Origin of the sequence: Variovorax boronicumulans (assembly GCF_030812215.1) — a bacterium.
Lineage (GTDB): Bacteria > Pseudomonadota > Gammaproteobacteria > Burkholderiales > Burkholderiaceae_C > Variovorax > Variovorax boronicumulans_C.
Genome location: NZ_JAUSSG010000001.1, coordinates 1247680 through 1268982 on the forward strand (window position 1 = coordinate 1247680; position 21303 = coordinate 1268982).

The 21303-nt window shown below is 67.5% G+C and carries 26 protein-coding genes; 9 read left to right on the forward strand and 17 right to left on the reverse strand.

Going from position 1 to position 21303, the window contains the following annotated elements; genetic code table 11:
• Nucleotides 1-12 precede the first annotated feature (12 nt).
• Nucleotides 13-972 (forward strand): ribosome small subunit-dependent GTPase A, encoded by a 960-nt coding sequence (gene rsgA / locus J2W23_RS05895; protein ID WP_307647999.1) that lies wholly within the window; start codon nucleotides 13-15, stop codon nucleotides 970-972.
• Here rsgA and hisC read toward each other — a convergent pair.
• The 7 genes from hisC to rpsP form a co-directional block, all read right to left on the reverse strand.
• Nucleotides 966-2054: a histidinol-phosphate transaminase gene (gene hisC, locus J2W23_RS05900; RefSeq protein WP_307648000.1), complete on the reverse strand. Its 1089-nt coding sequence runs from the start codon at nucleotides 2052-2054 to the stop codon at nucleotides 966-968. The genes rsgA and hisC overlap by 7 nt on opposite strands.
• A 10-nt stretch (nucleotides 2055-2064) precedes the next feature.
• Entirely contained in the window at nucleotides 2065-3066 is a 1002-nt protein-coding gene (locus J2W23_RS05905; RefSeq protein WP_176658898.1) for a CobD/CbiB family protein, read from the reverse strand.
• A gap of 41 nt (nucleotides 3067-3107) precedes the next feature.
• Complete coding sequence (locus J2W23_RS05910) at nucleotides 3108-3848, reverse strand: CoA pyrophosphatase (protein ID WP_307648001.1); 741 nt, start codon at nucleotides 3846-3848, stop codon at nucleotides 3108-3110.
• Between the two features lie 122 nt (nucleotides 3849-3970).
• The gene (gene rplS / locus J2W23_RS05915) at nucleotides 3971-4354 is read right to left on the reverse strand and encodes a 50S ribosomal protein L19 (protein WP_176658900.1); all 384 of its coding nucleotides are present in this window, start codon (nucleotides 4352-4354) and stop codon (nucleotides 3971-3973) included.
• Nucleotides 4355-4466: 112 nt separating this feature from the next.
• On the reverse strand, nucleotides 4467-5213 hold the full coding sequence (trmD, locus tag J2W23_RS05920; RefSeq protein WP_307648002.1) for a tRNA (guanosine(37)-N1)-methyltransferase TrmD: 747 nt from the start codon (nucleotides 5211-5213) through the stop codon (nucleotides 4467-4469).
• Between the two features lie 16 nt (nucleotides 5214-5229).
• Nucleotides 5230-5784 (reverse strand): ribosome maturation factor RimM, encoded by a 555-nt coding sequence (gene rimM, locus J2W23_RS05925; RefSeq protein ID WP_307648003.1) that lies wholly within the window; start codon nucleotides 5782-5784, stop codon nucleotides 5230-5232.
• A gap of 16 nt (nucleotides 5785-5800) precedes the next feature.
• Nucleotides 5801-6064: a 30S ribosomal protein S16 gene (gene rpsP / locus J2W23_RS05930; protein ID WP_013540078.1), complete on the reverse strand. Its 264-nt coding sequence runs from the start codon at nucleotides 6062-6064 to the stop codon at nucleotides 5801-5803.
• A gap of 180 nt (nucleotides 6065-6244) precedes the next feature.
• Here rpsP and J2W23_RS05935 point away from each other — a divergent pair, with 180 nt between their 5' ends.
• Both J2W23_RS05935 and J2W23_RS05940 read left to right on the forward strand, forming a co-directional pair.
• A complete protein-coding gene (locus J2W23_RS05935; protein WP_176658903.1) occupies nucleotides 6245-6769 on the forward strand; it encodes a GNAT family N-acetyltransferase in 525 nt (174 codons plus the stop codon).
• Nucleotides 6766-7212 carry a hypothetical protein gene (locus J2W23_RS05940; RefSeq protein WP_307648004.1) on the forward strand — a complete coding sequence of 149 codons (447 nt, stop codon included), beginning with the start codon at nucleotides 6766-6768 and terminating at the stop codon, nucleotides 7210-7212. The genes J2W23_RS05935 and J2W23_RS05940 overlap by 4 nt, the downstream gene beginning before the upstream one ends.
• 3 nt (nucleotides 7213-7215) lie before the next feature.
• On the opposite strand, the gene J2W23_RS05945 is transcribed toward J2W23_RS05940, so the two are convergent.
• The 5 genes from J2W23_RS05945 to hda all read right to left on the reverse strand — a co-directional run bounded on the left by J2W23_RS05945 (nucleotide 7216) and on the right by hda (nucleotide 12008).
• Entirely contained in the window at nucleotides 7216-8226 is a 1011-nt protein-coding gene (locus J2W23_RS05945; protein WP_176658905.1) for an inorganic phosphate transporter, read from the reverse strand.
• 14 nt (nucleotides 8227-8240) lie between these two features.
• The gene (locus J2W23_RS05950; protein ID WP_012746613.1) at nucleotides 8241-8885 is read right to left on the reverse strand and encodes a DUF47 domain-containing protein; all 645 of its coding nucleotides are present in this window, start codon (nucleotides 8883-8885) and stop codon (nucleotides 8241-8243) included.
• A 145-nt stretch (nucleotides 8886-9030) separates the two neighbouring features.
• Nucleotides 9031-9678, reverse strand: a complete 648-nt coding sequence (folK, locus tag J2W23_RS05955; RefSeq protein WP_307648005.1) for a 2-amino-4-hydroxy-6-hydroxymethyldihydropteridine diphosphokinase — start codon at nucleotides 9676-9678, stop codon at nucleotides 9031-9033.
• Nucleotides 9675-11303: a polynucleotide adenylyltransferase PcnB gene (gene pcnB, locus J2W23_RS05960; protein WP_307648006.1), complete on the reverse strand. Its 1629-nt coding sequence runs from the start codon at nucleotides 11301-11303 to the stop codon at nucleotides 9675-9677. The genes folK and pcnB overlap by 4 nt, the downstream gene beginning before the upstream one ends.
• Before the next feature lie 18 nt (nucleotides 11304-11321).
• Nucleotides 11322-12008 carry a DnaA regulatory inactivator Hda gene (gene hda, locus J2W23_RS05965; protein WP_041942819.1) on the reverse strand — a complete coding sequence of 229 codons (687 nt, stop codon included), beginning with the start codon at nucleotides 12006-12008 and terminating at the stop codon, nucleotides 11322-11324.
• A gap of 133 nt (nucleotides 12009-12141) precedes the next feature.
• On the opposite strand from hda, the gene purM reads away from it, so the two are divergent.
• From purM to J2W23_RS05990, 5 genes are all read left to right on the forward strand, one after another.
• Nucleotides 12142-13182 (forward strand): phosphoribosylformylglycinamidine cyclo-ligase, encoded by a 1041-nt coding sequence (purM, locus tag J2W23_RS05970; RefSeq protein ID WP_307648007.1) that lies wholly within the window; start codon nucleotides 12142-12144, stop codon nucleotides 13180-13182.
• A 51-nt stretch (nucleotides 13183-13233) separates the two neighbouring features.
• The gene (locus J2W23_RS05975; protein WP_307648008.1) at nucleotides 13234-14319 is read left to right on the forward strand and encodes an AI-2E family transporter; all 1086 of its coding nucleotides are present in this window, start codon (nucleotides 13234-13236) and stop codon (nucleotides 14317-14319) included.
• A 128-nt stretch (nucleotides 14320-14447) separates the two neighbouring features.
• Nucleotides 14448-15014 (forward strand): isochorismatase family protein, encoded by a 567-nt coding sequence (locus J2W23_RS05980; RefSeq protein WP_176658910.1) that lies wholly within the window; start codon nucleotides 14448-14450, stop codon nucleotides 15012-15014.
• A complete protein-coding gene (locus J2W23_RS05985) occupies nucleotides 15011-15640 on the forward strand; it encodes a DJ-1/PfpI family protein (protein WP_307648009.1) in 630 nt (209 codons plus the stop codon). Before J2W23_RS05980 ends, J2W23_RS05985 begins: the two co-directional genes overlap by 4 nt.
• The gene (locus J2W23_RS05990) at nucleotides 15607-16605 is read left to right on the forward strand and encodes a GlxA family transcriptional regulator (protein WP_176658912.1); all 999 of its coding nucleotides are present in this window, start codon (nucleotides 15607-15609) and stop codon (nucleotides 16603-16605) included. The genes J2W23_RS05985 and J2W23_RS05990 overlap by 34 nt, the downstream gene beginning before the upstream one ends.
• A 3-nt stretch (nucleotides 16606-16608) precedes the next feature.
• Here J2W23_RS05990 and J2W23_RS05995 read toward each other — a convergent pair whose 3' ends face one another.
• Complete coding sequence (locus J2W23_RS05995; protein WP_307648074.1) at nucleotides 16609-17835, reverse strand: RNA polymerase sigma factor; 1227 nt, start codon at nucleotides 17833-17835, stop codon at nucleotides 16609-16611.
• A gap of 89 nt (nucleotides 17836-17924) precedes the next feature.
• On the opposite strand from J2W23_RS05995, the gene J2W23_RS06000 reads away from it, so the two are divergent.
• Nucleotides 17925-18905, forward strand: a complete 981-nt coding sequence (locus J2W23_RS06000) for a formylglycine-generating enzyme family protein (RefSeq protein ID WP_307648010.1) — start codon at nucleotides 17925-17927, stop codon at nucleotides 18903-18905.
• Between the two features lie 24 nt (nucleotides 18906-18929).
• Here the strand turns inward: J2W23_RS06000 and J2W23_RS06005 are convergent, their stop codons facing one another.
• The 4 genes from J2W23_RS06005 to J2W23_RS06020 form a co-directional block, all read right to left on the reverse strand.
• Entirely contained in the window at nucleotides 18930-19346 is a 417-nt protein-coding gene (locus J2W23_RS06005; RefSeq protein WP_307648011.1) for a YciI family protein, read from the reverse strand.
• A gap of 27 nt (nucleotides 19347-19373) precedes the next feature.
• Complete coding sequence (locus J2W23_RS06010) at nucleotides 19374-19802, reverse strand: YciI family protein (RefSeq protein ID WP_176658915.1); 429 nt, start codon at nucleotides 19800-19802, stop codon at nucleotides 19374-19376.
• Between the two features lie 129 nt (nucleotides 19803-19931).
• The gene (locus tag J2W23_RS06015; RefSeq protein ID WP_307648012.1) at nucleotides 19932-20381 is read right to left on the reverse strand and encodes a bleomycin resistance protein; all 450 of its coding nucleotides are present in this window, start codon (nucleotides 20379-20381) and stop codon (nucleotides 19932-19934) included.
• Complete coding sequence (locus tag J2W23_RS06020) at nucleotides 20378-21232, reverse strand: SirB1 family protein (protein ID WP_176658917.1); 855 nt, start codon at nucleotides 21230-21232, stop codon at nucleotides 20378-20380. Before J2W23_RS06020 ends, J2W23_RS06015 begins: the two co-directional genes overlap by 4 nt.
• Nucleotides 21233-21303 lie beyond the last annotated feature (71 nt).

A 21303-nucleotide genomic window follows, 5' to 3' on the forward strand; every position in this document is an offset into this window, starting at 1 on the left:
GGAACCACGCCTGTGGCTAAGCCAGGCCGCGCCGCCTTCACCCCCGCTGCGCACAACTCAGGGAAGGCGCATCACGACGGCCTTGTCGTTGCCAGCCACGGGCGTCACTGCCTCGTCGAAACGCCCACAGGCGAGCGGCTGATCTGCCACCCGCGCGGCAAGAAAAGCCAGGCCGTGGTCGGCGACCGTGTGCGCTGGCAGGCCACCGAGGACGAAGGCACCATCGAAGAGGTGCTGCCGCGGCGCAACCTCTTCTACCGGCAGGACGAAATCCGCACCAAGTCGTTTGCGGCCAATCTCGACCACGTGCTGATCCTGATCGCGGCCGAACCGGAGTTTTCCGAGCATCAACTGGCGCGTGCGCTGATCGCAGCGGAGGCCGAGCGCATCACGCCGATCATCGCGCTCAACAAAAGCGACCTGGTCGAGCCCTTCGAGCGCGCCTGGGCCAAGCTTGCGCCTTATCGCCGCATGCACCACGGCGTGCTGCCGTTATCGCTCAAGGCCTCGGGCGAGGCGGACTATGCATCGTTGATGAAGCTGCTGTCCGGCAAGTCCACCCTCGTGCTCGGCCCTTCCGGCTCGGGCAAGAGCACGCTGACCAACCTGCTGGTGCCGGGCGCGACCGTGCTGACTCAAGAGATCTCGCAGGCGCTGAATTCAGGCAAGCACACGACCACCAGCACCACCTGGTACTGGATCGACGAAGCCCGCACCACCGGCCTGATCGACTCGCCAGGGTTCCAGGAATTCGGCCTCAACCACATCGAGCCGATGCAGCTCGCCGGGTTGATGTCCGACATCGCCGAGCACACGGGGGACTGCAAGTTCTACAACTGCACCCACCTGCACGAACCTGGCTGCGGTGTGATCTCGAACGTCGAGACCCCAACGCACGCGGGCCCGATCAGCGCATCGCGCTACAGGATTTACGGCGAGCTCTTCGCCGAGTTGAGCCAGACGCGCTACTGAGCGTCCAGGATGGCTTGCAGTGCCTGCACCAGCGCGCTGCACTGCTCACGCGTGCCGATGCTGATGCGCAGGTACTGCGCGATGCGCGGCTGCCTGAAATGCCGCACCAGCACCGCGCGCTCGCGCAGCAACGCTGCCAGCTCGGCCGCATCGCGCCCTGGATGGCGCGCGAACACGAAGTTGGTCTGTGAAGGCAGCACCTCGAAACCCAGGTCTTCGAGCTGCAGGTGCAGCCCTTCGCGGGTGTCGACGATCTTGTCGCGCGTGGTGTTGAACCACGCCTCGTCCTCCAGCGCCGCCACGGCGCCTGCTGTGGCGAGCCGGTCGAGCGGGTAGGAGTTGAAGCTGTCCTTCACACGCACCAGGCCGTCGATCAGGTGTGGCTGACCGCACGCGAAACCGACGCGCAGTCCGGCGAGAGAACGCGACTTGGAGAGAGTCTGCACCACGAGCAGGTTCGGATATTTGCCGATGAGCGACAACGCGCTCTCGCCGCCGAAATCGACATACGCTTCGTCCACGAGCACCACGCGGTCGGGACACGCCGCGAGCAGCCGTTCGATCTGCGACAGCGGAAGCCCGATGCCCGTGGGCGCGTTCGGATTTGCGATCACGATGCCTGCGCATCCGCTGCGTGCACGGGCCGCAATGGCTTCGATGTCGATGCGCAGGCCCTCATCGACCGGCTGCAGCTCGCACGCAATCCCGTAGAGCTGTGCGTAGACCTTGTAGAAGCTGTAGCTCACGTCGGGCATCAGCAAGGGCTCGGCCTGCTGAAAGAAAGCGAAGAAGGCGTGCGCGAGCACCTCGTCCGAGCCGTTGCCGGCAAACACCTGGTCGACCGTCAAGCCGTGCCGCCGCGCCACCGCTTCGCGCAGCGCGAGCGAGGTGGGGTCGGGGTAGCGCTCCAACCCGTTCGCCGCAGCTTGCTGGATTGCATCGACGGCAAGCGGCGATGGCGGATACGGGTTCTCGTTGGTGTTGAGCTTGACGAGGTTGGCGATGCGCGGCTGCTCGCCCGGCACATAAGGCTCGAGTGCGCCGATGCGCGGGCTCCAGAACGCCGGCGTGGCGGAAGTCATGCCGCGCCGCTCAGCCAAGCAGACGGGCGAGCGTCAACAACGCCAGCAGCACCATCCACATCACGACCGAGCGCCAGACGAGGCCGACCACGCTGCGCAGGTGCCCGGGCTCCGGCTCGCGCCCCGGCGTGCTGCCGCTGTCGGGCCTGCGGCCATCGATCACGGATTCACCGGCCTGCGCGCGCGGCAGCGGGTCGGTGACCGGAATGGGGCTCAGCGAGCCCCCACCCAACCGCACATTGACCGCGCCGGAGGTGGCCGCGAGGATCACGCCGTCGTTCTCGTTCGGAAAGCGCCGGGCGTCGTTGCGCCAGCAATCGATGGCTTCCTCGAAACTGCCGACCACCGCGAAGCCCAGCGCCGTGATGCGCGCGGGCAGCCAGTCGATACCGTGCCAGGCGCTCTCGGCGGCCTGCTGCACGGAGACGCTCGACGGCTGCACCGCAGCGCCGTTCTTGTGGGCCCAGTAGCGAGCGACGAATTCGCTCATCCGGTAGAACACCGCGCCGGCCGGTCCGAGACCAAACGCGGCGAGCACCGAGAACCACGCCAGCACGCCGAACACATGGCGATGCGCGGCGATCACCGAATGCTCGATCACATGGCGCACGATCTCGCTGCGCTTGAGTTCCGCGGCATCGACGCCCTGCCAATGCGCGAGCAGCGAGCGCGCGAGCGGCTCGTCACCCTCGTCGAGTGCATCGCGAATGTCCGTGAAGTGATGGCTGAACTGACGGAAGCCCAACGTGACGTAGAGCACCGCGATGCTCCAGAGCACCGCAAACGGCAGACCCAGCGTGAGCACCAGCAGCCAATGCACGCCGAGGGCCACGAGCGTGGGCACGAAGACAGCGAGCCCCCAGGCGATCCAACCGTGATGGGGTTTGCCCGCATCGAAGTTGCGGCTGGTCCAGCGGGTCCACGCGAGAACGGTACCGTACACGGGGTTGTGAGGGCCCAGCGGCCTCACTTGCTCGATCAGCAACGCGCACAGGATGGCAAAGAAGCTCATCCGTCGATGATAGCGAGAGAGCCCGCAGATTCAGCCGGGATTCAGGCGCTCAGGAAACGGTAAAGATTGCGCAGCATGCCGGCGGTGGCGCCCCAGACGAAGCGTTCGTCGGCGCCATCCTGGTAGGGCATCGAATACCACTGCCGTTTCGTGCCGTCGGGTGCCGGCACGGTATGGTGGCGGTGGTTGGCCGGGTCCATCAGCCACGCGAGCGGCACTTCGAAGGCATCGGCGACTTCGTAGGGGTTGATGGCGAGTTCGAAGCCGGGCTGCACCAACGCAACCACCGGCGTCACGATGAAGGACGTAATCGTCGTGTAGGTCGGCAGGTTGCCCAGCACCTCGATGTATTGCGCCGAGAGGCCGACCTCTTCCCAGGCCTCGCGCAACGCGGCGGCTGCGACGTTCGCGTCTTCAGGATCAACGCGGCCGCCAGGGAAAGCGACCTGACCCGAATGGGTCGAGAGGTGCGCGGTGCGCTCGGTCAGCAGCACGGTCGCCCCTTGCGGGCGCTGCACGATCGGCACGAGCACGGCAGCCTGCGCAGGTACGCGCTCGGTCATTCGCGGCTCGCGGCGCAGCTCGGGCGTCCAGACCGGCGGCGTTTCGAAACGCGCGCGCAGGGCCTGCGCCCTCAGTTGCGCGACCGGCACTGCCGGCAGCCCATCGTTCCTCACCGTGAAAGGCGCCTTGCGTGGATCGAACGGCGGCAGCGTGGACGGTGCCACGGCGTTGACGGGTTCGAGGGAGGCGTCCTGCGGAGATGTGGATGAGGTGGTCAAGAGATGAAAGGTACCGAAGCCGGGAGGAGAAGTAGAGCGGAAAAACGAAAAGTTGTCTTCGAGTGGAGCAACAACGCAAAAAGCCGCCAGAACGGCGGCTTTTTGCAATGCAGGAAAACGGCTTACTTCGCGGCCGATGCTGCTTGCGACTTGCCCGGCAGCTTTTCCTTGATACGCGCCGAACGGCCGCTGCGATCGCGCAGGTAGTACAGCTTGGCGCGACGCACATCGCCACGACGCTTGACTTCGATGCCGGCGATCAGCGGGCTGTAGGTCTGGAACGTACGTTCCACGCCTTCGCCGCTGGAAATCTTGCGCACGGTGAAGCCGCTGTTGAGGCCGCGATTGCGCTTGGCGATCACGACGCCTTCGTAGGCCTGCACGCGCTTGCGGGTGCCTTCGACGACGCTCACGCTGACGATGACTGTGTCACCAGGCATGAAATCGGGGATCTTCTTGCCGAGGCGGGCGATTTCTTCCTGCTCGAGGGTTTCGATGAGGTTCATGATTTCCTGATATTCGATCGTGTCGGGCTACACAAAAGGCGCCGTTGGTATCTGCCACCGCAAGGGGACAAAAGGCCAGGCGCGGCCGGACAGAGGATCGGGGAGCCCGAGATTATAGCTTTTTTTTCAGCACTGTCTCGTCGGTCTTGTCCAGGCGGCCGGCGGCACGGGCGGCGTCGATGAGATCGGGGCGCCGGGCGGCCGTCATGGCCAGCCGCTGGTCGCGCCGCCAGCGTTCGATCTGCGCATGGTGGCCCGAAAGCAACGGCGCCGGAACGCCCTGCCCGTTCCACTGCTCGGGCCGGGTGTAGTGCGGGCAATCGAGCAGGCCGTCGAGGGCGGGGTTGAAGCTGTCCTGCACATGGCTGGCCTCGTCGCCGAGCACGCCGGGCTGCAGGCGGGCCACGGCGTCGAGCAGCGCCATGGCAGCGATCTCACCGCCGGAGAGGACAAAGTCACCAAGGCTGATCTGATGAGTGATGCGTGCATCAATGAAACGCTGGTCGATGCCTTCGTAGCGACCGCAGACCAGCACCGCGCCCTCGCTGGCTGACCACTTTTCAACCGCCTCGTGGCGCAGCGCCTCGCCGATGGGCGAAAACAGCACGACCGGCGCATCCGCCCCGCGCGCAGCCAGCGCCGCATCGAGACAGGCCGCCAGCGGCTCGGCCATCATCACCATGCCAGGGCCGCCCCCGAAGGGCCGGTCGTCCACGCGCTTGTAGTTGCCCTGGGCAAAATCCCGCGGATTCCAGAGCACGACTTCGACCTGCTTCGACTCGTAGGCGCGACGCGTCACACCGCAGGCCAAGAAAGGCGCGAACAGTTCAGGAAAAAGCGTGAGGACGTCGAAGCGCATGCGCGCGAGCCCCAGATCAGAAATCAGGTTGCCAGTCGACCGTGATGAGACGGGCGGGCAGGTCGACCTTGTCGACGAAGACCGAGACGAAAGGCACCATCCGCTCGACGGCCTTTCCGTCTTCTTCGGCAGCCAGCACCAGCGTGGTCTGCGGGCCGGTGGCGAGCAGTTCGCGCACGGTGCCGAGCGTCACGCCTTCGCGGTTGACGACCAACAAGCCGATCAGGTCGACCCAGTAGTACTCGTCGTCGCCGGCCGTCGGGAAGCTCGAGCGCGGCACGAACACACGCGCGCCGCGCAAGGCCTCGGCCGCATTGCGGTCGGGCACATCCTCGGACGAGGCGACGATGCAGTCGGAATGTTCTTTGGCTTCGCGGATCGCGAGCCGGAAAGCAGCGTTCGCCGAGGCTCCGGGAGCCTGCAGGAACCAGCGCTTGGAAGAAAAAAGCGCCTCGGGCTGGGCGCTGTGGGGCAGGACCTTGAACCAGCCCTTGATGCCCCATGCATCGGCGATGCGTCCTACCTCGATCGCATCCGCCGGCAATTCGGCGGCTTCGAGTGCGGGCAACATCGCCGTGCGGGACGGCTTAGGCTGCCGCCTTGGGGGCTGCGGCTGCAGCTTGCTTGATCAGGCGCAGGACCGTGGGCGAGGCTTGGGCGCCAACGCTCTTCCAGTAGGTCAGGCGATCCTGGGCAATGCGGATGCTTTCTTCGTTTTCCTTGGCGGTCGGGTTGTAGAAACCCAGGCGCTCGATGAAACGGCCATCGCGGCGAACGCGCTTGTCCGACACGACGATGTTGAAGAACGGACGGCCTTTGGAGCCGCCGCGGGAGAGTCGAATGACGACCATGATTTATCCTTGGGTGGTCAACGAGCCAGTTGGATGAGAAAGAGGCCCGCTCACAATGTTCTTCCAGCGTCGAGACACGCGACATGGCCACCCGGCCAGCGACACGCTGAAAAGCCTGCGATTATAGCCCGCTACGCGTTTTCTCCGAATTTTCGGCCCCGCGCCGTCTCTTTTTCACCCATGACCCTCTCCATCCGCCCCAGCCGCGACGAAGACGTCGCGGCCATCACGGCCATCTACGCTCACCATGTGCTGCACGGCACGGGCACCTTCGAGACAGAGGCGCCCTCCGCCGCCGACATGGCTGCGCGCCGTGCCGACGTGCTCGGCAAGAACCTGCCCTACCTGGTCGCCGAGGAAGACGGCGAGGTGCTGGGCTTTGCCTACTGCAACTGGTTCAAGCCGCGCCCGGCCTACCGTTTTTCGGCCGAGGACTCGATCTACATGGCCGAGTCAGCACGCGGCAAGGGTCTGGGTGCCAAGCTGCTGGCGGCGCTCTCGCACGCCGCGGAAGCCGTTGGCGTACGCAAGCTGATCGCTGTGATCGGCGACTCCGCCAACGCCGGCTCCGTCGGCGTCCATCGCGGCCAGGGCTTCACGCACGTGGGCGTGCTGAAGGACTGCGGCTGGAAGTTCGGCGAATGGCGCGACGTGGTCCTGATGGAAAAGGTGCTCGGCGAAGGCAGCACGACAAAACCCGAATGAAAAACAAAACTACCGCAGCCTGGCTCTCCTTCATCGGCGGCCCCCTGGGCCTGCACCGCTTCTACCTGCGCGGCATGGGCGATTTGCTGGGCTGGCTGCTGCCGATTCCAACGGCGCTCGGCCTCTACGGCATCGAGCGCGTGCGCATGTACGGCGTGGACGACGGCCTGAGCTGGGCGCTGATTCCACTGCTGGGCTTCACCATCGCCGGCTGCGCACTGACCGCCATCGTCTATGGCCTGATGACGCCAGAGAAATGGAATGCCCGCTTCAACGCGAGCGCGCCGGCGGACGCCACGCCAGGCCAGACGAACTGGTTCACCATTGGCGCGGTGGTGCTGTCACTCTTCTTCGGCAGCACGATCCTGATGGCCAGCATCGTGTTCAGCTTCCAGCGCTACTTCGAGCATCAAATCGAAGAAGGCCGAAAGATCTCCCAGTAGCCGTCAGAAGAGCTGCATGCTGAGCCAGTAGGCAATCGCAGCCACGAAGGCCGAGGCCGGGATCGTGAAGATCCAGGCCCACACGATGTTCCCCGCCACGCCCCAGCGCACCGCGCTTGCGCGCTGCGTGGAGCCCACGCCGACGATGGCGCCGGTGATGGTGTGGGTGGTCGACACCGGGATGCCCAGTGCCGTTGCCAGGAACAGCGTCAGCGCGCCGCCGGTCTCGGCGCAGAAGCCGCCCACGGGCTTGAGCTTGGTGATCTTCTGGCCCATCGTCTTCACGATGCGCCAGCCGCCGAACATGGTGCCCAGCGCGATCGCGGCATAGCAACTGATGATGACCCAGTTCGGCGGCGCCGCGTCGCCGGCCGAGGCGTAGCCAGTGGCGATCAGCAGCATCCAGATGATGCCGATGGTTTTTTGCGCGTCGTTGCCGCCGTGGCCCAGGCTGTAGGCACCGGCCGAAACCAGCTGCAGCCGCCGGAACCAGCGGTCCACCCGCGATGGCGTGGCGCGCCGGAAGCCCCAGGCCACCACGATCATCATCATCGAGCCCAGCAAGAAGCCCAGCAGCGGCGACACGAAGATGAACGCGACCGTCTTCCAGATGCCCGAGGCCACGAGGCCCGTCGTGCCGGTCTTGGCGATCACCGCGCCCACGATGCCGCCGATCAGCGCATGCGACGAGCTGCTGGGGATGCCGTAGTACCAGGTCACCAGGTTCCAGCTGATGGCGCCGATGAGCGCGCCGAACACCACGTGCACATCGACCACGCCGGGCTGGGCGATGCCCTTGCCCACCGTGGCCGCCACGCTCAGATGGAAGATGAAGATCGCGATCAGGTTGAAGAACGCCGCGAACACCACGGCCTGTCCGGGCTTGAGCACACCGGTGGAGACCACCGTCGCGATCGAATTGGCGGCGTCGTGAAACCCGTTCATGAAGTCGAACAGGATCGCCAGCGCGACCAGCACTATCACCACCCAGAGGGCGACCTGAACCGTTGCCATCGGTTGCTACCCGCTCAGGAATTCTCGAGGACGATGCCCTCGATCACGTTGGCCACATCCTCGCACTTGTCGGTGATCGTCTCGAGCAGTTCGTAGATCGCCTTCAGCTTGATCACCTCGCGCACATCGGGCTCCTCGCGGAACAGCTTGCTCATGGCGCTGCGCATCACGCGGTCGGCGTCCGATTCGAGGCGGTCGATTTCCTCGCACGTCTTCAGGGTCGCCTCGGCCACGGCCGGATCGGCGATCTTGCCGAGGAACTTGACGGCGTCCTTGAGGCGGTCGCAGCACTTCACGCTCAGGGCGGTGAGGCGCACGATCTCGTCGGTCATGTGGCGCACGTCGTACAGCGCCATGGTCTCGGCCGAATCCTGGATCAGGTCGGCCACGTCGTCCATCGTGTTGATGAGCTTGTGGATCTGCTCGCGGTCGATGGGCGTGATGAAGGTCTTGTGGATCAGCCGGTTGACGTCGTGCGTCACGCGGTCGGCGGCGCGCTCGGCGTTGTCGACGTCGCGGTTGTACTGCTCCCGCAGATGCACGTCGCTGTAGTTGGCAACGAGTTGCTCGAAAGCCCTCGCCGCCTCCACGATGCGCTCGGCGTGCTGGTTGAACATCTCGAAGAAATTGCCCTCGCGGGGCAGCAGCTTGCCGAACATGGAAACTCCTGGGGTGTGTCAATCACAATTTCATGACACCTTCATGAAAAACCCGCGGAGTTTAACGGGCGCGCGGTTCCGGTCCGGCCGGACCGGCTTCCAAGGCCGCCGAAGCGGCCTCGATTCAAGCCGACAGACGCAGCTTTCAGACGATGCGCTTGACCACCTGACCCGTCACCCGTGCCAGCGCCGCGCGCGGCACCTTGTCGGGGGCGATCTCGGCGAGCGGCTTCAGCACGAAGGCGCGCTCGCGCATGCGGGGATGCGGCAGGGTCAGCGTGGGCGTATCCATTACCGAATTTCCGTGCATCAGCAGGTCGAGATCGAGCGTGCGCGGCGCATTGGGGAACGGCCTTTCGCGACCGGCCTGCGTCTCCAGGCGCTGCAACGCCACGAGGAATTGCTCGGCATCCAGGCCGGTGCGCACGGCCACCACGGCGTTGACGAAATCGGGGCCCTCCGCATCCACCGGTTCACTGCGATAGAGCGACGAACGAGCGGTCACCGTGGTGCGCTGCAGCGCACCGATGGCGGCCATGGCGGCCTTCACGGAAGCCTCGGCATCGCCCAGGTTGGCGCCAATGGCGACGAAAGCCTGCACGGTCGGGTAGTCCTCGCGCGGGCCGCGAGGGCGGCTCGTGGGAGCACGGCGCGCCGGAGGGCCGCCAGACGGCCCCTTCCTGGCGCCGGTCGACGGGGGCCTCGCACCGCCCGCACGCAGCGGTGCGGCCTTGGCCTTGTCACCGGTCTTGGAATTCTTCTTGCCGTCCTTCGGCTGGTCGGACGCGCTCATTCGCCTGCGGCGCTCCCGCCGCCCTCACCGCCACCGCCACCTCCTGTACGGGGCTTGCGGCGACGCCGGCGCTTGCGCGCCACGGGCGCCTCGCCGTCGGGCGGCACGGCACCGGATTCGACTTCGACCTCTTCGTCTTCCGCCGAATCCTGTGCCTCGGCCTGGCGCTGCCGGCCGGCCGGCTCGCTACGAGGCTTCGGCGCCGGCGGCGTCTCGCGCACCCGAACGCGCTGACGCGTCTTCTGCTCGTCGCGCACCTGCTCCAGCAGGTCCTGTCGGCGTACGTCGTCGGCGGTGCTGAATTCCTGCCACCACTCGGCAATCGCCTCGCCGACTTCTCCCACGTCGGCGCGCAGCCGCATGAAGTCGAAGGCGGCGCGAAAGCGCGCCTGCTCGACCAGGCTGTAGGGCGTGGAGCCAGTGCGCTTGTCGAAGCGTGGCTGCATCATCCAGATCTCGCGCATGTCCGCCGCCAGCTTGCCGCGGCCCGAGACGTCGCCGATGCGCGAATTGAACACGTCGTCGATCGCGTCCTGCAGCGCCGGGAACGGCGGCTGAGGGCGCTGGCCGTGCCGGCCTTCCTGGCGCTGGGCCCAGCCGTCGCGCACGTCGGCCCAGAGCACGCAGGCCAGCAGGAAGCTGGGCGCCACGGGCTTGCCTTCGCCCACGCGGCGGTCGGTGTCCTGCAGGGCCGCCTTCACGAACGGCTGGTCGGCGCGCTCGACCACCACATCCAGCAGCGGATAAATGCCGGTGGCGAGCCCCAGCTTTCGCAGCTGCTCGACCGTGGCGATGGCATGGCCGGTCTGCAGGAGCTTGAGCATCTCGTCGAACATGCGGCTTTGCGGCACGTCGGCCAGGAGCTTGCTCGACTCGATCAGCGGCGCGGCGGTCTTGGCTTCCATCTTGAAGCCCAGCGCCGCGAGCTTGGCCGAGAAGCGGATCGCGCGAATGATGCGCACCGGGTCCTCGCGGTAGCGGGTGACCGGGTCGCCGATCATGCGCAGCGTGAGCTTCTGGGCGTCCTTGATGCCGTTGTGATAGTCGACCACCACCTGGTTGGCCGGGTCGTAGTACATGGCGTTGACCGTGAAGTCGCGGCGCGCCGCGTCTTCTTCCTGCGGTCCCCAGACGTTGTCGCGCAGCACCCGGCCGCTGGCGTCCACCGCGTGCTTCATGCTTGCGAGCTCGCCCTTGCTGGTGCGCTCGTTGCCGGCCACCTGCTCGGCGGCGGCGCTGTCCATGTAGGCACGGAAGGTAGAGACCTCGATCACCTCGTGCTCGCGCCCCCGGCCGTACACCACGTGCACGATGCGAAATCGCCGCCCGATGATGAAGGCGCGGCGGAACAGCGACTTGACCTGCTCGGGCGTGGCGTTGGTGGCCACGTCGAAGTCCTTGGGGCGCAGGCCCAGCAGCAGGTCGCGCACCGCGCCGCCCACCACGTACGCCTCGTAGCCCGCCTGCTGGAGCGTCGTGACCACGTTCTTCGCGCGTTCGTCGACCAGGGCCGGATCGATCTTGTGAACCTCTGCCGGCACCTCCTGGCGCTTGCCGAAGCGGCTCTTGCCCTGCGTGCCGCCGGCGGATTTGCCCAGCAGCTTGTCGATGAATGTCTTGATCATTGGTTGTGAAAGCTCTTCTTATTCGTTTTCGAGCATGGATCGGATCAACGGGATGGTGATCGCGCGTTGTGTCTGGAGGGCGTAGCCGTCGAGCTGCGTGAGCAGTTCCATCAGGCTGCCGAGGTCGCGGCTGAAGCGGTGCAGCATGAAATCGAGCACGTCGTCGGACAGCATCACGCCGCGCGCGTCGGCCGCCTGGCGCAGCACCGCGCGGCGCTCGGTCTCGCTGAGCACCTGCAGATGGAACACGTGGCCCCAACCCAGGCGCGTGCGAAGGTCTTCGCGCAGCGGCAGGTCGGCCGGCGGCAAGGCGCCGGCGGCGACCACGCCGCGCTGCAGCGTCTGGGCATTCACGAACCAGTTGAAGGCCGCGTGCTGCTGCACGGCGGTATAGAGGTGCACGTCGTCGAGCAGCACGGCGCCCCAGCGCTCGTCGAACTCGGGCGGCTCCAGCAGGCCGGCGTGCAGCCAGCCCACGCTCGCGCCCTGCTCGCGCAGTGCGACACGCACCGATTCGAGCAGATGGGTCTTGCCACTGCCGCCTTCGCCCCACAGATAGGTGGGCACCGGCGAGTGCAGCGCGGGGCTGCCGGCGCTGCCCACCCACACTTGCAGGTGGCGCAGTGCCGCCTCGTTGGGGCCGGCGAAAAAGGCGTCGAAGCTGGGGCCCGTCGCAATGCCGATATCGAGCGCGAGCTGTTTCATCCCGGGAAGGTTCATGGAGGGGGCCGCTGGGGCCCTTAAAATCAACAGGAATTCTATCGGCCCGGCCGCTTCGGTCGCCGGCGCCTCTACCACCCCGCCTCTTGTGGGCTCTCTTGTTCGCTTTCGCACACCCATGACCTCCCCTACGCCCACCCCGCTCAGCTACAAGGATGCCGGTGTCGATATCGATGCCGGCGACGCGCTGGTCGACCGCATCAAGCCCCTGGCCAAGAAGACCATGCGCGAAGGCGTGCTGGCCGGCATCGGCGGCTTCGGCGCCCTGTTTGAAGTGCCCAAGCGCTACAAGGAGCCGGTTCTGGTGAGCGGCACCGACGGCGTGGGCACCAAGCTCAAGCTGGCTTTCGAATGGAACATGCACGACACCGTCGGCATCGACCTGGTGGCCATGAGCGTCAACGACGTGCTGGTGCAGGGTGCCGAGCCGCTCTTCTTCCTGGACTACTTCGCCTGCGGCAAGCTGGACGTTGACACCGCGGCAGCGGTCGTCGGCGGCATCGCCCGCGGCTGCGAGCTCTCGGGCTGCGCGCTCATCGGCGGCGAAACCGCCGAAATGCCCGGCATGTACCCGGCCGGCGAGTACGACCTGGCGGGCTTCGCGGTCGGCGCGGTCGAAAAATCGAAAATCCTCACCGGCCAGAACGTGAAGCCCGGCGACGTGGTGCTCGGCCTGGCCTCGGCCGGCGTGCATTCCAACGGGTTCAGCCTGGTGCGCAAGGTGATCGAGCGCGCGGGCGCCGATCTGCCCGCCACGCTCGACGGCAAGCCCTTCCGCGAAGCCGTGATGGAGCCCACCCACCTCTATGTGAAGCCGGTGCTCGAGGCGCTCGCCAAACACCCGATCAAGGCCCTCGCCCACATCACCGGCGGCGGCCTGCTCGAGAACATTCCGCGCGTGCTGCCCGAAGGCACCGCCGCCCACCTCAAGAAGGGCAGCTGGCCGCAGACCGAGCTCTTCGCCTGGCTGCAAAAAGTTGCCGGCATCGACGACATCGAGATGAACCGCACCTTCAACAACGGCATCGGCATGGTTGTGGTCATCGATGCGGCCGAAGCTGCCGCCTGCGCCGCCACGCTGCGCGCCTCGGGCGAAAAGGTGCACGAGATCGGCGTCATCGCCGAGCGCGGCGAAGGCGCCGCGGTGGTCGTGGGCTGATCGCCCCAGGCTCCTGCCACAACCACACCGAGCAGCGCACCCGAACCCCGGATGGCCAAGAAGCCGCAACCCACCCTCACCGCCGCCGCACCCACGGCGCCCATCGTCCGGCCCACGGCCTCGCGCGGCGTGATGCTCGCCAGCTACCTGCTGATGCTGGGCGCGCTGATGCTGGTGATGTGGGAGCACCTGCTGCCCGGCCTCATCTGCGTGTGCATCGGCTTCCTGGTCACGCGCCGGTTCGCCCGCCTGCTCGAAAAGGGCTTCCTGCGCATTCCGGCCATGCGTTCCAGCGCCGCCGGCTGGGCCGGGGTGCTGGCGGTGATCGTGGTGCTGCTGGCGCCGGCTGCGCTGGTCACACTGGGGCTGTCGCAGGCGCGCGAGTACATCGTCGATGCGCCCGACCAGTACCGCGAACTGCTCGACTACACCGCCCGCACGGTGCTCGAGCTGCGCTCCAAACTGCCGCCCGACATCGCGACCTACCTGCCCGAAGGCGCGGCCGAGATCCAGCGCGTGATCGCCAATTACCTGCGCGCGCAGGCCGGCTCGCTCGCGATGGCGGGGCGTGCATGGCTGCACGGGCTGCTCTTTTCCTACGTCGGGCTGATCGTCGGCAGCCTGGCCGCGGTGGCGGCCGTGCCGCTGCGGCGCAAGCCCCTGGCCGAACAGCTGCACCAGCGCGTGGAGACCTTCGGCGAAGCCTTCGCCCAGATCGTCGCGGCCCAGTTCTGGATCGCCGCCTTCAACACGCTGCTGACCGCCATCTTCCTACTGTTCCTGATGCCGCTGTGGGGCGCGCACCTGCCCTACACGCCGGCGCTCATCACCCTCACTTTCCTGGCCGGGCTGGTGCCGATCGTGGGCAACCTGGTCTGCAATTCGGTGATCACGCTGGTGGGCCTGTCGGTGTCGCCGGTCACGGCGGCAGCCTGCCTGATCTTTCTGATCGTGATCCACAAGGCCGAGTACGTGATCAACGCCAAGGTGGTGGGCGCCCGCACGCAGATGAGCGTGTGGGAGCTGCTGGCGGTGATGTTCGTGGCCGAGGCGGTGTTCGGGCCGGCCGGGCTGGTGGCGGCGCCGCTGTACTACGCCTACCTGAAGAAAGAGCTGCAGGCCGCATCACTGGTCTGATGGCTCCTCAGGACAGCTGCGATGTCCTGATCTGATCGGTTCTGGTCCGCTTCGGCGCGGACCGGGCGCTGGCAACGCAGAAGAATACGCGGCATCATCCACTCCGCCGCTGCGAGCCAGCCACCGCCATGAAAACCTGTCTGATTGTGATCGACGCCCAGCAATCGTTCCGCCATCGCGGGTACTGGAACGAAGGCGTCGCAGCGCCCTACTTCGCAGCCCAGAACGCGCTGATCGAAGGTGCCGCCGCAGCGGGCCTGCCGATCGTTCGCATCTTTCACGTCGACGAGCCCAGCAACGCGAGCAACCCGTTCGCCGTGGAATCGGGCCACGTCCACCCCATCGACGGGGTCGTGGCGTTCGACGCCGCCGCCACCTTCACCAAGCACCGCCACAGCGCGCTGGTCAACAGCGGGCTCGATGTCTGGCTCACCGCGAACGGCATCCGACGGCTGATCGTGAGCGGCATCCGCACGGAGCAGTGCTGCGAAACCACCACCCGCCACGCCTCGGACCTGGGCTGGGAAGTCGACTACGTGACCGACGCCACGCTGACCTTCGACATGGTTCAACCTGACGGCCGGCCGCTGCTTGCCGCCGACATCAAGTCGCGCACGGCCGCCGTGCTGGCCGGGCGCTTCGCGACGATCTGCAGCGTGCCCCAGGCGCTGGAACGCGCGGGCACGTCCGCATGACCGCCTTGCGCGTGCGGATCCTGGCCTACGACGGCGTCGAGGCGCTGGATTTCGCCGGCCCCTTCGAGGTGTTCACCACCGCGAGCCGGGTCAGCCAGCGCATGCAGCCGGGCACGGCGGCGCCGTTCGACGTCGCTTCGGTCGCGCTTGCACCGCCCGGCCAGTCCGTGCAGGCGCGCGCCGGCCTGCAGCTGCTCGCCGACCACACCCTCGCAAGCAACCCGGCCACCGATGTGCTGATCGTTCCCGGCGGCGTGGTCGATGCGCCGATGGCGAGCCCCGAAACGCTGCGGTGGATCGCCGCATGCGCGGCCGGTGCGCAGGTGGTCGCCTCGGTCTGCACCGGCGTCTTCCTGCTCGCGAAGAGCGGTGTGGTCACGCAGGAGGCCGTCACCACGCACTGGGAGGACATCGCCGACCTGCGCGCGCAGTTCCCGAAACTCGACGTGCGAGACGACGTGCGCTGGGTGGACACCGGCCGCATCGTCAGTTCCGCCGGCATCAGCGCGGGCATCGACATGAGCCTGCATCTGGTCGAACGCCTCGCCGGACGCGCGTTGGCCGAGCGCACCGCGCGCCAGATGGACTACGCATGGACGCACAACAGCAGCCACCCATCCGCGTAGTCTTCGTGCTGCTCCCGGGCAGCCTCGTGCTCGACTGGGCCGGGCCGGCCGAGGCGCTGCGCATCGCGAACCAGCGGCTGCTGGCGTCGGGCCGGCCCGAGCGTTTCGCCATCGAGTTCGCGAGCCCGCGGCCGACGTCCATGGCCTCGGTCGGCGTCGCGCTCGCCGGGCTCTCGCCCCTGCCCACGCAATGGGATGGCCCCGCCTGGGTCGTGCTCGTCGGCCTGCCGGGCGACACCATCGCCATCGACACCCCCGAGACGCAGGACCTGCTGCACTGGCTGCGCGGCCAGCGCTTCGAGCGCGGCCGCGTCGAACTGGTCACGGTCTGCGCGGGCGCGGTGCTGGCGGCGCATGCCGGTGCGCTCGCCGGACGGCGCGCCACCACGCACCACCATCACCTGGACGAACTGCGCGCGGCGGAGCCGCGCTGCGACGTGGTGAGCAACCGCGTGTTCGTGATCGATCCGCCGCTCTACAGCAGCGCGGGCGTCACGACCGGCATCGACCTCGTGCTGCACCGCATCGCCGAGACCTGCGGCGAAGCGCTCGCAGCCCAGGTGGCGCAGACGATGGTGGTGGCGCTGCGGCGCGGCCCGCACGATCCGGAGCTCTCTCCGTTCCTGGCCTACCGCAATCACCTGCACGCCGCGCTGCACCGCGTGCAGGACGCCGTGAGCGAACAGCCGCAGGCCGACTGGAGCGTGCCGCGCATGGCGGACGTGGCCCACACCTCGGCGCGGCACCTCACGCGGCTCTTCGTGGAGCATGCAGGCGTGGCGCCGCTGGCGTATCTGCGGCGGCTGCGGCTCGCGGCGGCTCAACTGGCGCTGTCGTCGGGCGCGAGCGTCACGCGGGCGGCGGAGCTGTCGGGTTTCGGCTCCGATACGCAACTGCGGCGGGCGTGGCATCAGTTCGGGTTGCCGGGCTCGCCGTCGGAAGCGAACACCCCACAGAGAAGTTAGCGGTCAGCCCGTGCAGGCCCGCGCACGCGCGCGCAGCAACGCCTGCTCGCGCGTGTTGCGCGTGAGCGAGGCAGCGCGGTCGAACTCCTTGCGTGCCTCGTCGCGCCGGCCGAGCTTGAAGAGCAGATCGCCGCGCACCGTCGGCAGCAGGTGGTAGCCCTTGAGCGCCGGCTCGTCCATGAGCGCATCGACCACCTCGAGCCCCGCCGCCGGCCCGAAGGCCATCGACAGCGCGACTGCGCGGTTGAGCTCGACGATGGGCGATGGCGCCAGTTCGGCCAGCGCGTCGTAGAGCGCGGCGATGCGCGGCCAGTCGGTTTCGTCGGCGGTGCGCGCGCGGCCGTGGCAGGCGGCGATGGCGGCTTGCAAGGCGTAGGGGCCGAGCGCACCGAGCGCCTCGGCGCGTGCAAGCCCGGCGAGGCCGCGGCGGATGAGCATCTGGTCCCAGCGCGCGCGGTTCTGCTCGAGCAGCAGCACCGGCTCGCCCGAGGCGCCGACGCGCGCGGCCGTGCGGGAGGCCTGGATTTCCATCAGCGCCACGAGGCCGTGCACCTCCGATGCATCGGGCACCAGTTCGGCCACGATGCGGCCGAGGCGCATCGCCTCGTCGCAGAGCGCAGGGCGCATCCAGTCGTCGCCGGCGGTGGCGGAATAGCCCTCGTTGAAGATGAGATAGAGCACCTCGAGCACCGAGGCCAGGCGGCCTTCGAGCTCGTGCCGGCGCGGCACTTCGAAAGGCACGTGGGCTTCGAGCAGCGTGCGCTTGGCGCGCACGATGCGCTGCGCCACCGTGGCCTCGGGCACGAGGAAGGCGCGGGCGATCTCGTCGGTCGTGAGGCCGCCCATCAGGCGCAGCGTGAGCGCCACCCGCGCCTCGGTCGAGAGCACCGGGTGGCAGGCGGTGAAGACGAGGCGCAGCAGGTCGTCGCCGATGTCGTCGTCGATGGCGGCATCGACCGCCTCGGCGAAATCGGCCTGCGCCATCTCGTGCTGCGCATCGAGTTCGCGGCCGATCTCGGGCGCCTTGCGCTCGGCCAGCTGGCCGTGCCGCAGGCGGTCGAGGGCACGGTGCTTGGCCACCTGCGTGAGCCAGGCGGCGGGGTTGTCGGGCACGCCGGCGTCGGGCCATTGCTCGAGGGCGGCGACCAGCGCGTCCTGCGCCAGTTCTTCTGCCAGGCCCACGTCGCGCACCATGCGTGCGACGGTGGCGATGATCTTGGCCGACTCCATGCGCCAGACGGCGTCGATGGCGCGGTGGATGGCGGTTTCGTCGCCGGTGCTCACTCGACCGCTCCTTTCGCGCTCGCTAGCATGCGGCCATGAAACGATGCATCCTGATCCTGTGCCTCGTCGCGGGCTGCGGCCAGGCCGCCGCCGAGGTCGAGCTCGAACGCAACAGCCTCGGCATGGCCTTCGTCAAATTGCCGGCCGGCGAATTCATGATGGGCAGCGACGAGGCGCCCGAAGCGCTGGCCGCCGCCTACCCCGAGCTGCCGAAGGCGCGTTTCACCGAGCTGCGCGACGAAGGTCCCGCGCATCGCGTGCGCATCACGCGGTCGTTCTGGATGGGCCAGCACGAGGTGACGGTCGGCCAGTTCCGCCGCTTCATCGAAGCCTCGGGCTATGTGCCGGAGTCGATCGCCGATGGCACCGGCGGCTACGGCTGGCGCGCCGACTACGACCCGGCCAAGACCCGGCGCGGCGACGCCTTCGAGGGACGCGACCCGCGCTATTCCTGGCGCAATCCGGGCTTTGCGCAGGGCGACGACCACCCGGTCGTCAACGTGACCTGGAACGACGCACAGGCGCTGGCCGCGTGGCTGAGCAAGTCCGAGGGCAAGCGCTACCGGCTGCCGACCGAGGCCGAGTGGGAATACGCCTGCCGCGCAGGCACCCGCACCCGCTACAGCGCGGGCGACGATCCGCAATCGCTGGGCCGCGCGGCCAATGTGTTCGATGCGCGTACCGCCCAATACTGGCCGCGCTGGGCGCCGATGGCGCTCGAGGGCGACGACGGCTACGCATTCACCGCCCCGGTCGGCAGCTTCGCGCCGAACGCCTGGGGCCTCTACGACATGCACGGCAATGCCTGGGAGTGGGTGGCCGATTGGCATGGCGACGAATACTACGCGGGCTCCCCGGCCGACGACCCGCAGGGCCCGGCCGAGGGCACGGTGCGGGTGCGCCGCGGCGGCTCCTGGCATACCTGGCCTTTCTACGCCCGGTCTTCCTATCGCAACTGGAACGCGCCGGACACGCGCTACACGCTCGTGGGCATCCGGCTGGTCCGGGAAGACTAGGCAAGAGCAGGAAGGCGGGAAGCCCTACTTCTTCACCGTCTGCATCGACGGGAAGCTCTCGGCCACGGCCTGCAGGTCGGGCGAGAAATCCTCCAGTTCCTGGATCTGCCGCACCTCGATGACCTCGTTCTCGCCGCCCGGGCAGCGCGTGGCCCATTCGATGGCCTCGGCGCGCGAGGCGACCTCGATGATCCAGTAGCCGCCGAGCACTTCCTTGACCTCGGCGAAGGGGCCGTCGACCACCTTGGGCTTGCGCCCCGGAAAGCTCACGCGCGCGCCCATCGAGGGCGGATGCAGGCCGTCGCAGCTGATCAGCACGCCGGCTTTCTGCAGGGATTCGTTGTAGGCCATCATCGCGGCCATCGCCTCGCGGTCCTCGGGCATCGTGCCGGGGGCGGCCGTCTCGTAGCCGTGGGGAATCATCAGCATCATGAATCGCATGGTGTGTCTCCTTGGGATTCGATGAGCTCAGCCCGCAGCGCCGGTGCGCCTGGCGGATTCCGCCCGCAGGCGGTCTTCTTGTGCCAGCAGCTCGGGCGTCATCGAGTCGCCGAAGTCGGTGGCTTCGAACACCTGGCGGATCTCGATCTCGCCTTCCTGGAAGGGGCTGCGCTTGATCCACTCGATGGCCTCCTCCTTCGACTTGACTTGCAGCAGCCAGAAGCCGGCGAGCAGTTCCTTGGTTTCGGCGAAGGGGCCGTCGATGACGGTCCGCTTCAGCCCCTCGCAGCGCACGCGCGCGCCCTTGGAACTCGGGTGCAGGCCCTCGCCCGCCAGCAGCACGCCGGCCTTGACCAGCTCCTCGTTGAACTTGCCCATCTCCGTGAGGATTTCGGTGCTGGGCATCACGCCCGCTTCGGAATCCTTGTTCGCCTTGACCAGAATCATGAATCGCATGTCGTTTCTCCTGAAGGTTGATGAAGTCGGGAGCCGCTGAACTTGCGTGCTCCTGTACTCACGTCGGACGAGCGGAAGCCGGATCGACACGGTGGCGCCGGTCCATTTGTAATTTTGAGTTTCAGAAAATCAGGGCAGATAGCCGCAAAAGCGCAGGACGTGGCCATCGGGTTCGCGGATCGCGAATTCGCGCAGGCCCCAGGGCTGGGAGACGGGCGGCTCGATCACGGTCACGCCGCGCTTCACATAGGCGTCGTGCAGGCCGTCGATGTCCTTGCCCACATGGATGACGATTTCGCCGCGCCAGGGCGGGGTGCCCCGGGTGTTGCATTGCCAAAGGCGCAGGTAGACGGGGTCGCCGTGGCTGCCATCGCCCTTCTTCACCCGCGCATAGCTGGGCGGCTCGCCGGCGACGAAGTCGAGCTCGAAGCCCAGCACGTCGCGAAACCAGCGCGCGGCGCGGGACACATCCGATACGGGCAAGACCGGCTGCACGCCATGGAATTCGTGCAGGGTGCCCAGGTCGGGCGCCGCGCCGCCCACGCCGCCCACGCCGCTCAGGCCGGCCTTGGCGGTCATCCGTTGGCCGTTCGACGCAAGGCGGCCACGCGCTCGGCGATGGCGTCGATGTCCAGGGCGTCCTCGGCATGGGTCAGGTAGACCTCGAGGTCACGTACCGCCAGCGCGGTGTTGCCCTGCTCCGCATGCGCGATGCCCCGGTCGCGGTACTCGCCCCAGGCGCTGGGCAGGAGCGCGATGAGGCGATCCTGCACGGCGATGGCGCGTTGCCAGTCTTCCTGCGCGCGGTGCACTTCCTTCAGGTTGCGCAGCATGCGGCCGATGATCTCGCGCGAACTGGCCGGCTGCAGGTAGAGGCCGAGCGGCACGTCGAAGTCGCCGACCAGACCGTTGCTGCGCTTGTAGGGCTCCAGCCGCTCGCCCAGTTCCTCGCGCGAGAGCGACTTGCCGGTGAAAGGATCGATCACCACCTGCCCCTTGGGGAGCGTGACCTTGAGCATGAAATGGCCCGGAAAACCGATGCCGCGCGCCTGCAGGCCCAGGCCCTGCGCCAGCTCCATCCACAGCACCGCCAGCGAGATCGGAATGCCGCGGCGGGTGCGCAGCACGGCGTTCAGGTAGCTGTTGTCGGGGTCGTAGTAGTCGTTGACGTTGCCGCCGAAGTTCAGGTCGTTGAAGAAGAACTGGTTGAGCGCGCGAAGCCGGGCGAGCGGTGCTGCATCGGCCGGCAGGCGTCGCTTCAGGCGGGCGAGGAGCTGGTCGACATCGCCGAGGACCTGCTGGACGTCGAGTTCGGGGTATTCGTCCTGCGCCAGGCTGGCGGCGGCCTCGAGCAGAGGGAAATGGTCATCGCTGCCAACGAGCGATTCGAAATATTCCAGAGCGGTTGGGACCTGAAATGTGAACGTCATGTGTCTTTGTAGAGGAGCATCCGGGGAGCGTCAAGGCGGGACACACGCGTATTGCAAAGGTATCGCGAGGG

Excerpts from the sequence above, each read along its gene's own strand:
- J2W23_RS05980 (WP_176658910.1), top strand. The coding sequence starts at position 14,448 with ATGAAAACCTGTCTGATTGTGATCGACGCCCAGCAATCGTTCCGCCAT.
- pcnB (WP_307648006.1), bottom strand. The coding sequence starts at position 11,303 with ATGATCAAGACATTCATCGACAAGCTGCTGGGCAAATCCGCCGGCGGC.
- hda (WP_041942819.1), bottom strand. The coding sequence starts at position 12,008 with ATGAAACAGCTCGCGCTCGATATCGGCATTGCGACGGGCCCCAGCTTC.
- J2W23_RS05950 (WP_012746613.1), bottom strand. The coding sequence starts at position 8,885 with ATGTTCGGCAAGCTGCTGCCCCGCGAGGGCAATTTCTTCGAGATGTTC.
- J2W23_RS06000 (WP_307648010.1), top strand. The coding sequence starts at position 17,925 with ATGAAACGATGCATCCTGATCCTGTGCCTCGTCGCGGGCTGCGGCCAG.
- J2W23_RS06015 (WP_307648012.1), bottom strand. The coding sequence starts at position 20,381 with ATGACCGCCAAGGCCGGCCTGAGCGGCGTGGGCGGCGTGGGCGGCGCG.
- J2W23_RS05945 (WP_176658905.1), bottom strand. The coding sequence starts at position 8,226 with ATGGCAACGGTTCAGGTCGCCCTCTGGGTGGTGATAGTGCTGGTCGCG.
- J2W23_RS05905 (WP_176658898.1), bottom strand. The coding sequence starts at position 3,066 with ATGAGCTTCTTTGCCATCCTGTGCGCGTTGCTGATCGAGCAAGTGAGG.
- J2W23_RS05990 (WP_176658912.1), top strand. The coding sequence starts at position 15,607 with ATGGACGCACAACAGCAGCCACCCATCCGCGTAGTCTTCGTGCTGCTC.
- J2W23_RS06005 (WP_307648011.1), bottom strand. The coding sequence starts at position 19,346 with ATGCGATTCATGATGCTGATGATTCCCCACGGCTACGAGACGGCCGCC.
- J2W23_RS06020 (WP_176658917.1), bottom strand. The coding sequence starts at position 21,232 with ATGACGTTCACATTTCAGGTCCCAACCGCTCTGGAATATTTCGAATCG.
- folK (WP_307648005.1), bottom strand. The coding sequence starts at position 9,678 with ATGAGCGCGTCCGACCAGCCGAAGGACGGCAAGAAGAATTCCAAGACC.
- J2W23_RS05940 (WP_307648004.1), top strand. The coding sequence starts at position 6,766 with ATGAAAAACAAAACTACCGCAGCCTGGCTCTCCTTCATCGGCGGCCCC.
- J2W23_RS05975 (WP_307648008.1), top strand. The coding sequence starts at position 13,234 with ATGGCCAAGAAGCCGCAACCCACCCTCACCGCCGCCGCACCCACGGCG.
- hisC (WP_307648000.1), bottom strand. The coding sequence starts at position 2,054 with ATGACTTCCGCCACGCCGGCGTTCTGGAGCCCGCGCATCGGCGCACTC.
- rplS (WP_176658900.1), bottom strand. The coding sequence starts at position 4,354 with ATGAACCTCATCGAAACCCTCGAGCAGGAAGAAATCGCCCGCCTCGGC.
- rimM (WP_307648003.1), bottom strand. The coding sequence starts at position 5,784 with ATGTTGCCCGCACTCGAAGCCGCCGAATTGCCGGCGGATGCGATCGAG.
- rpsP (WP_013540078.1), bottom strand. The coding sequence starts at position 6,064 with ATGGTCGTCATTCGACTCTCCCGCGGCGGCTCCAAAGGCCGTCCGTTC.
- trmD (WP_307648002.1), bottom strand. The coding sequence starts at position 5,213 with ATGCGCTTCGACGTCCTCACGCTTTTTCCTGAACTGTTCGCGCCTTTC.
- J2W23_RS05935 (WP_176658903.1), top strand. The coding sequence starts at position 6,245 with ATGACCCTCTCCATCCGCCCCAGCCGCGACGAAGACGTCGCGGCCATC.
- J2W23_RS05995 (WP_307648074.1), bottom strand. The coding sequence starts at position 17,835 with ATGGAGTCGGCCAAGATCATCGCCACCGTCGCACGCATGGTGCGCGAC.
- J2W23_RS06010 (WP_176658915.1), bottom strand. The coding sequence starts at position 19,802 with ATGCGATTCATGATTCTGGTCAAGGCGAACAAGGATTCCGAAGCGGGC.
- J2W23_RS05985 (WP_307648009.1), top strand. The coding sequence starts at position 15,011 with ATGACCGCCTTGCGCGTGCGGATCCTGGCCTACGACGGCGTCGAGGCG.
- purM (WP_307648007.1), top strand. The coding sequence starts at position 12,142 with ATGACCTCCCCTACGCCCACCCCGCTCAGCTACAAGGATGCCGGTGTC.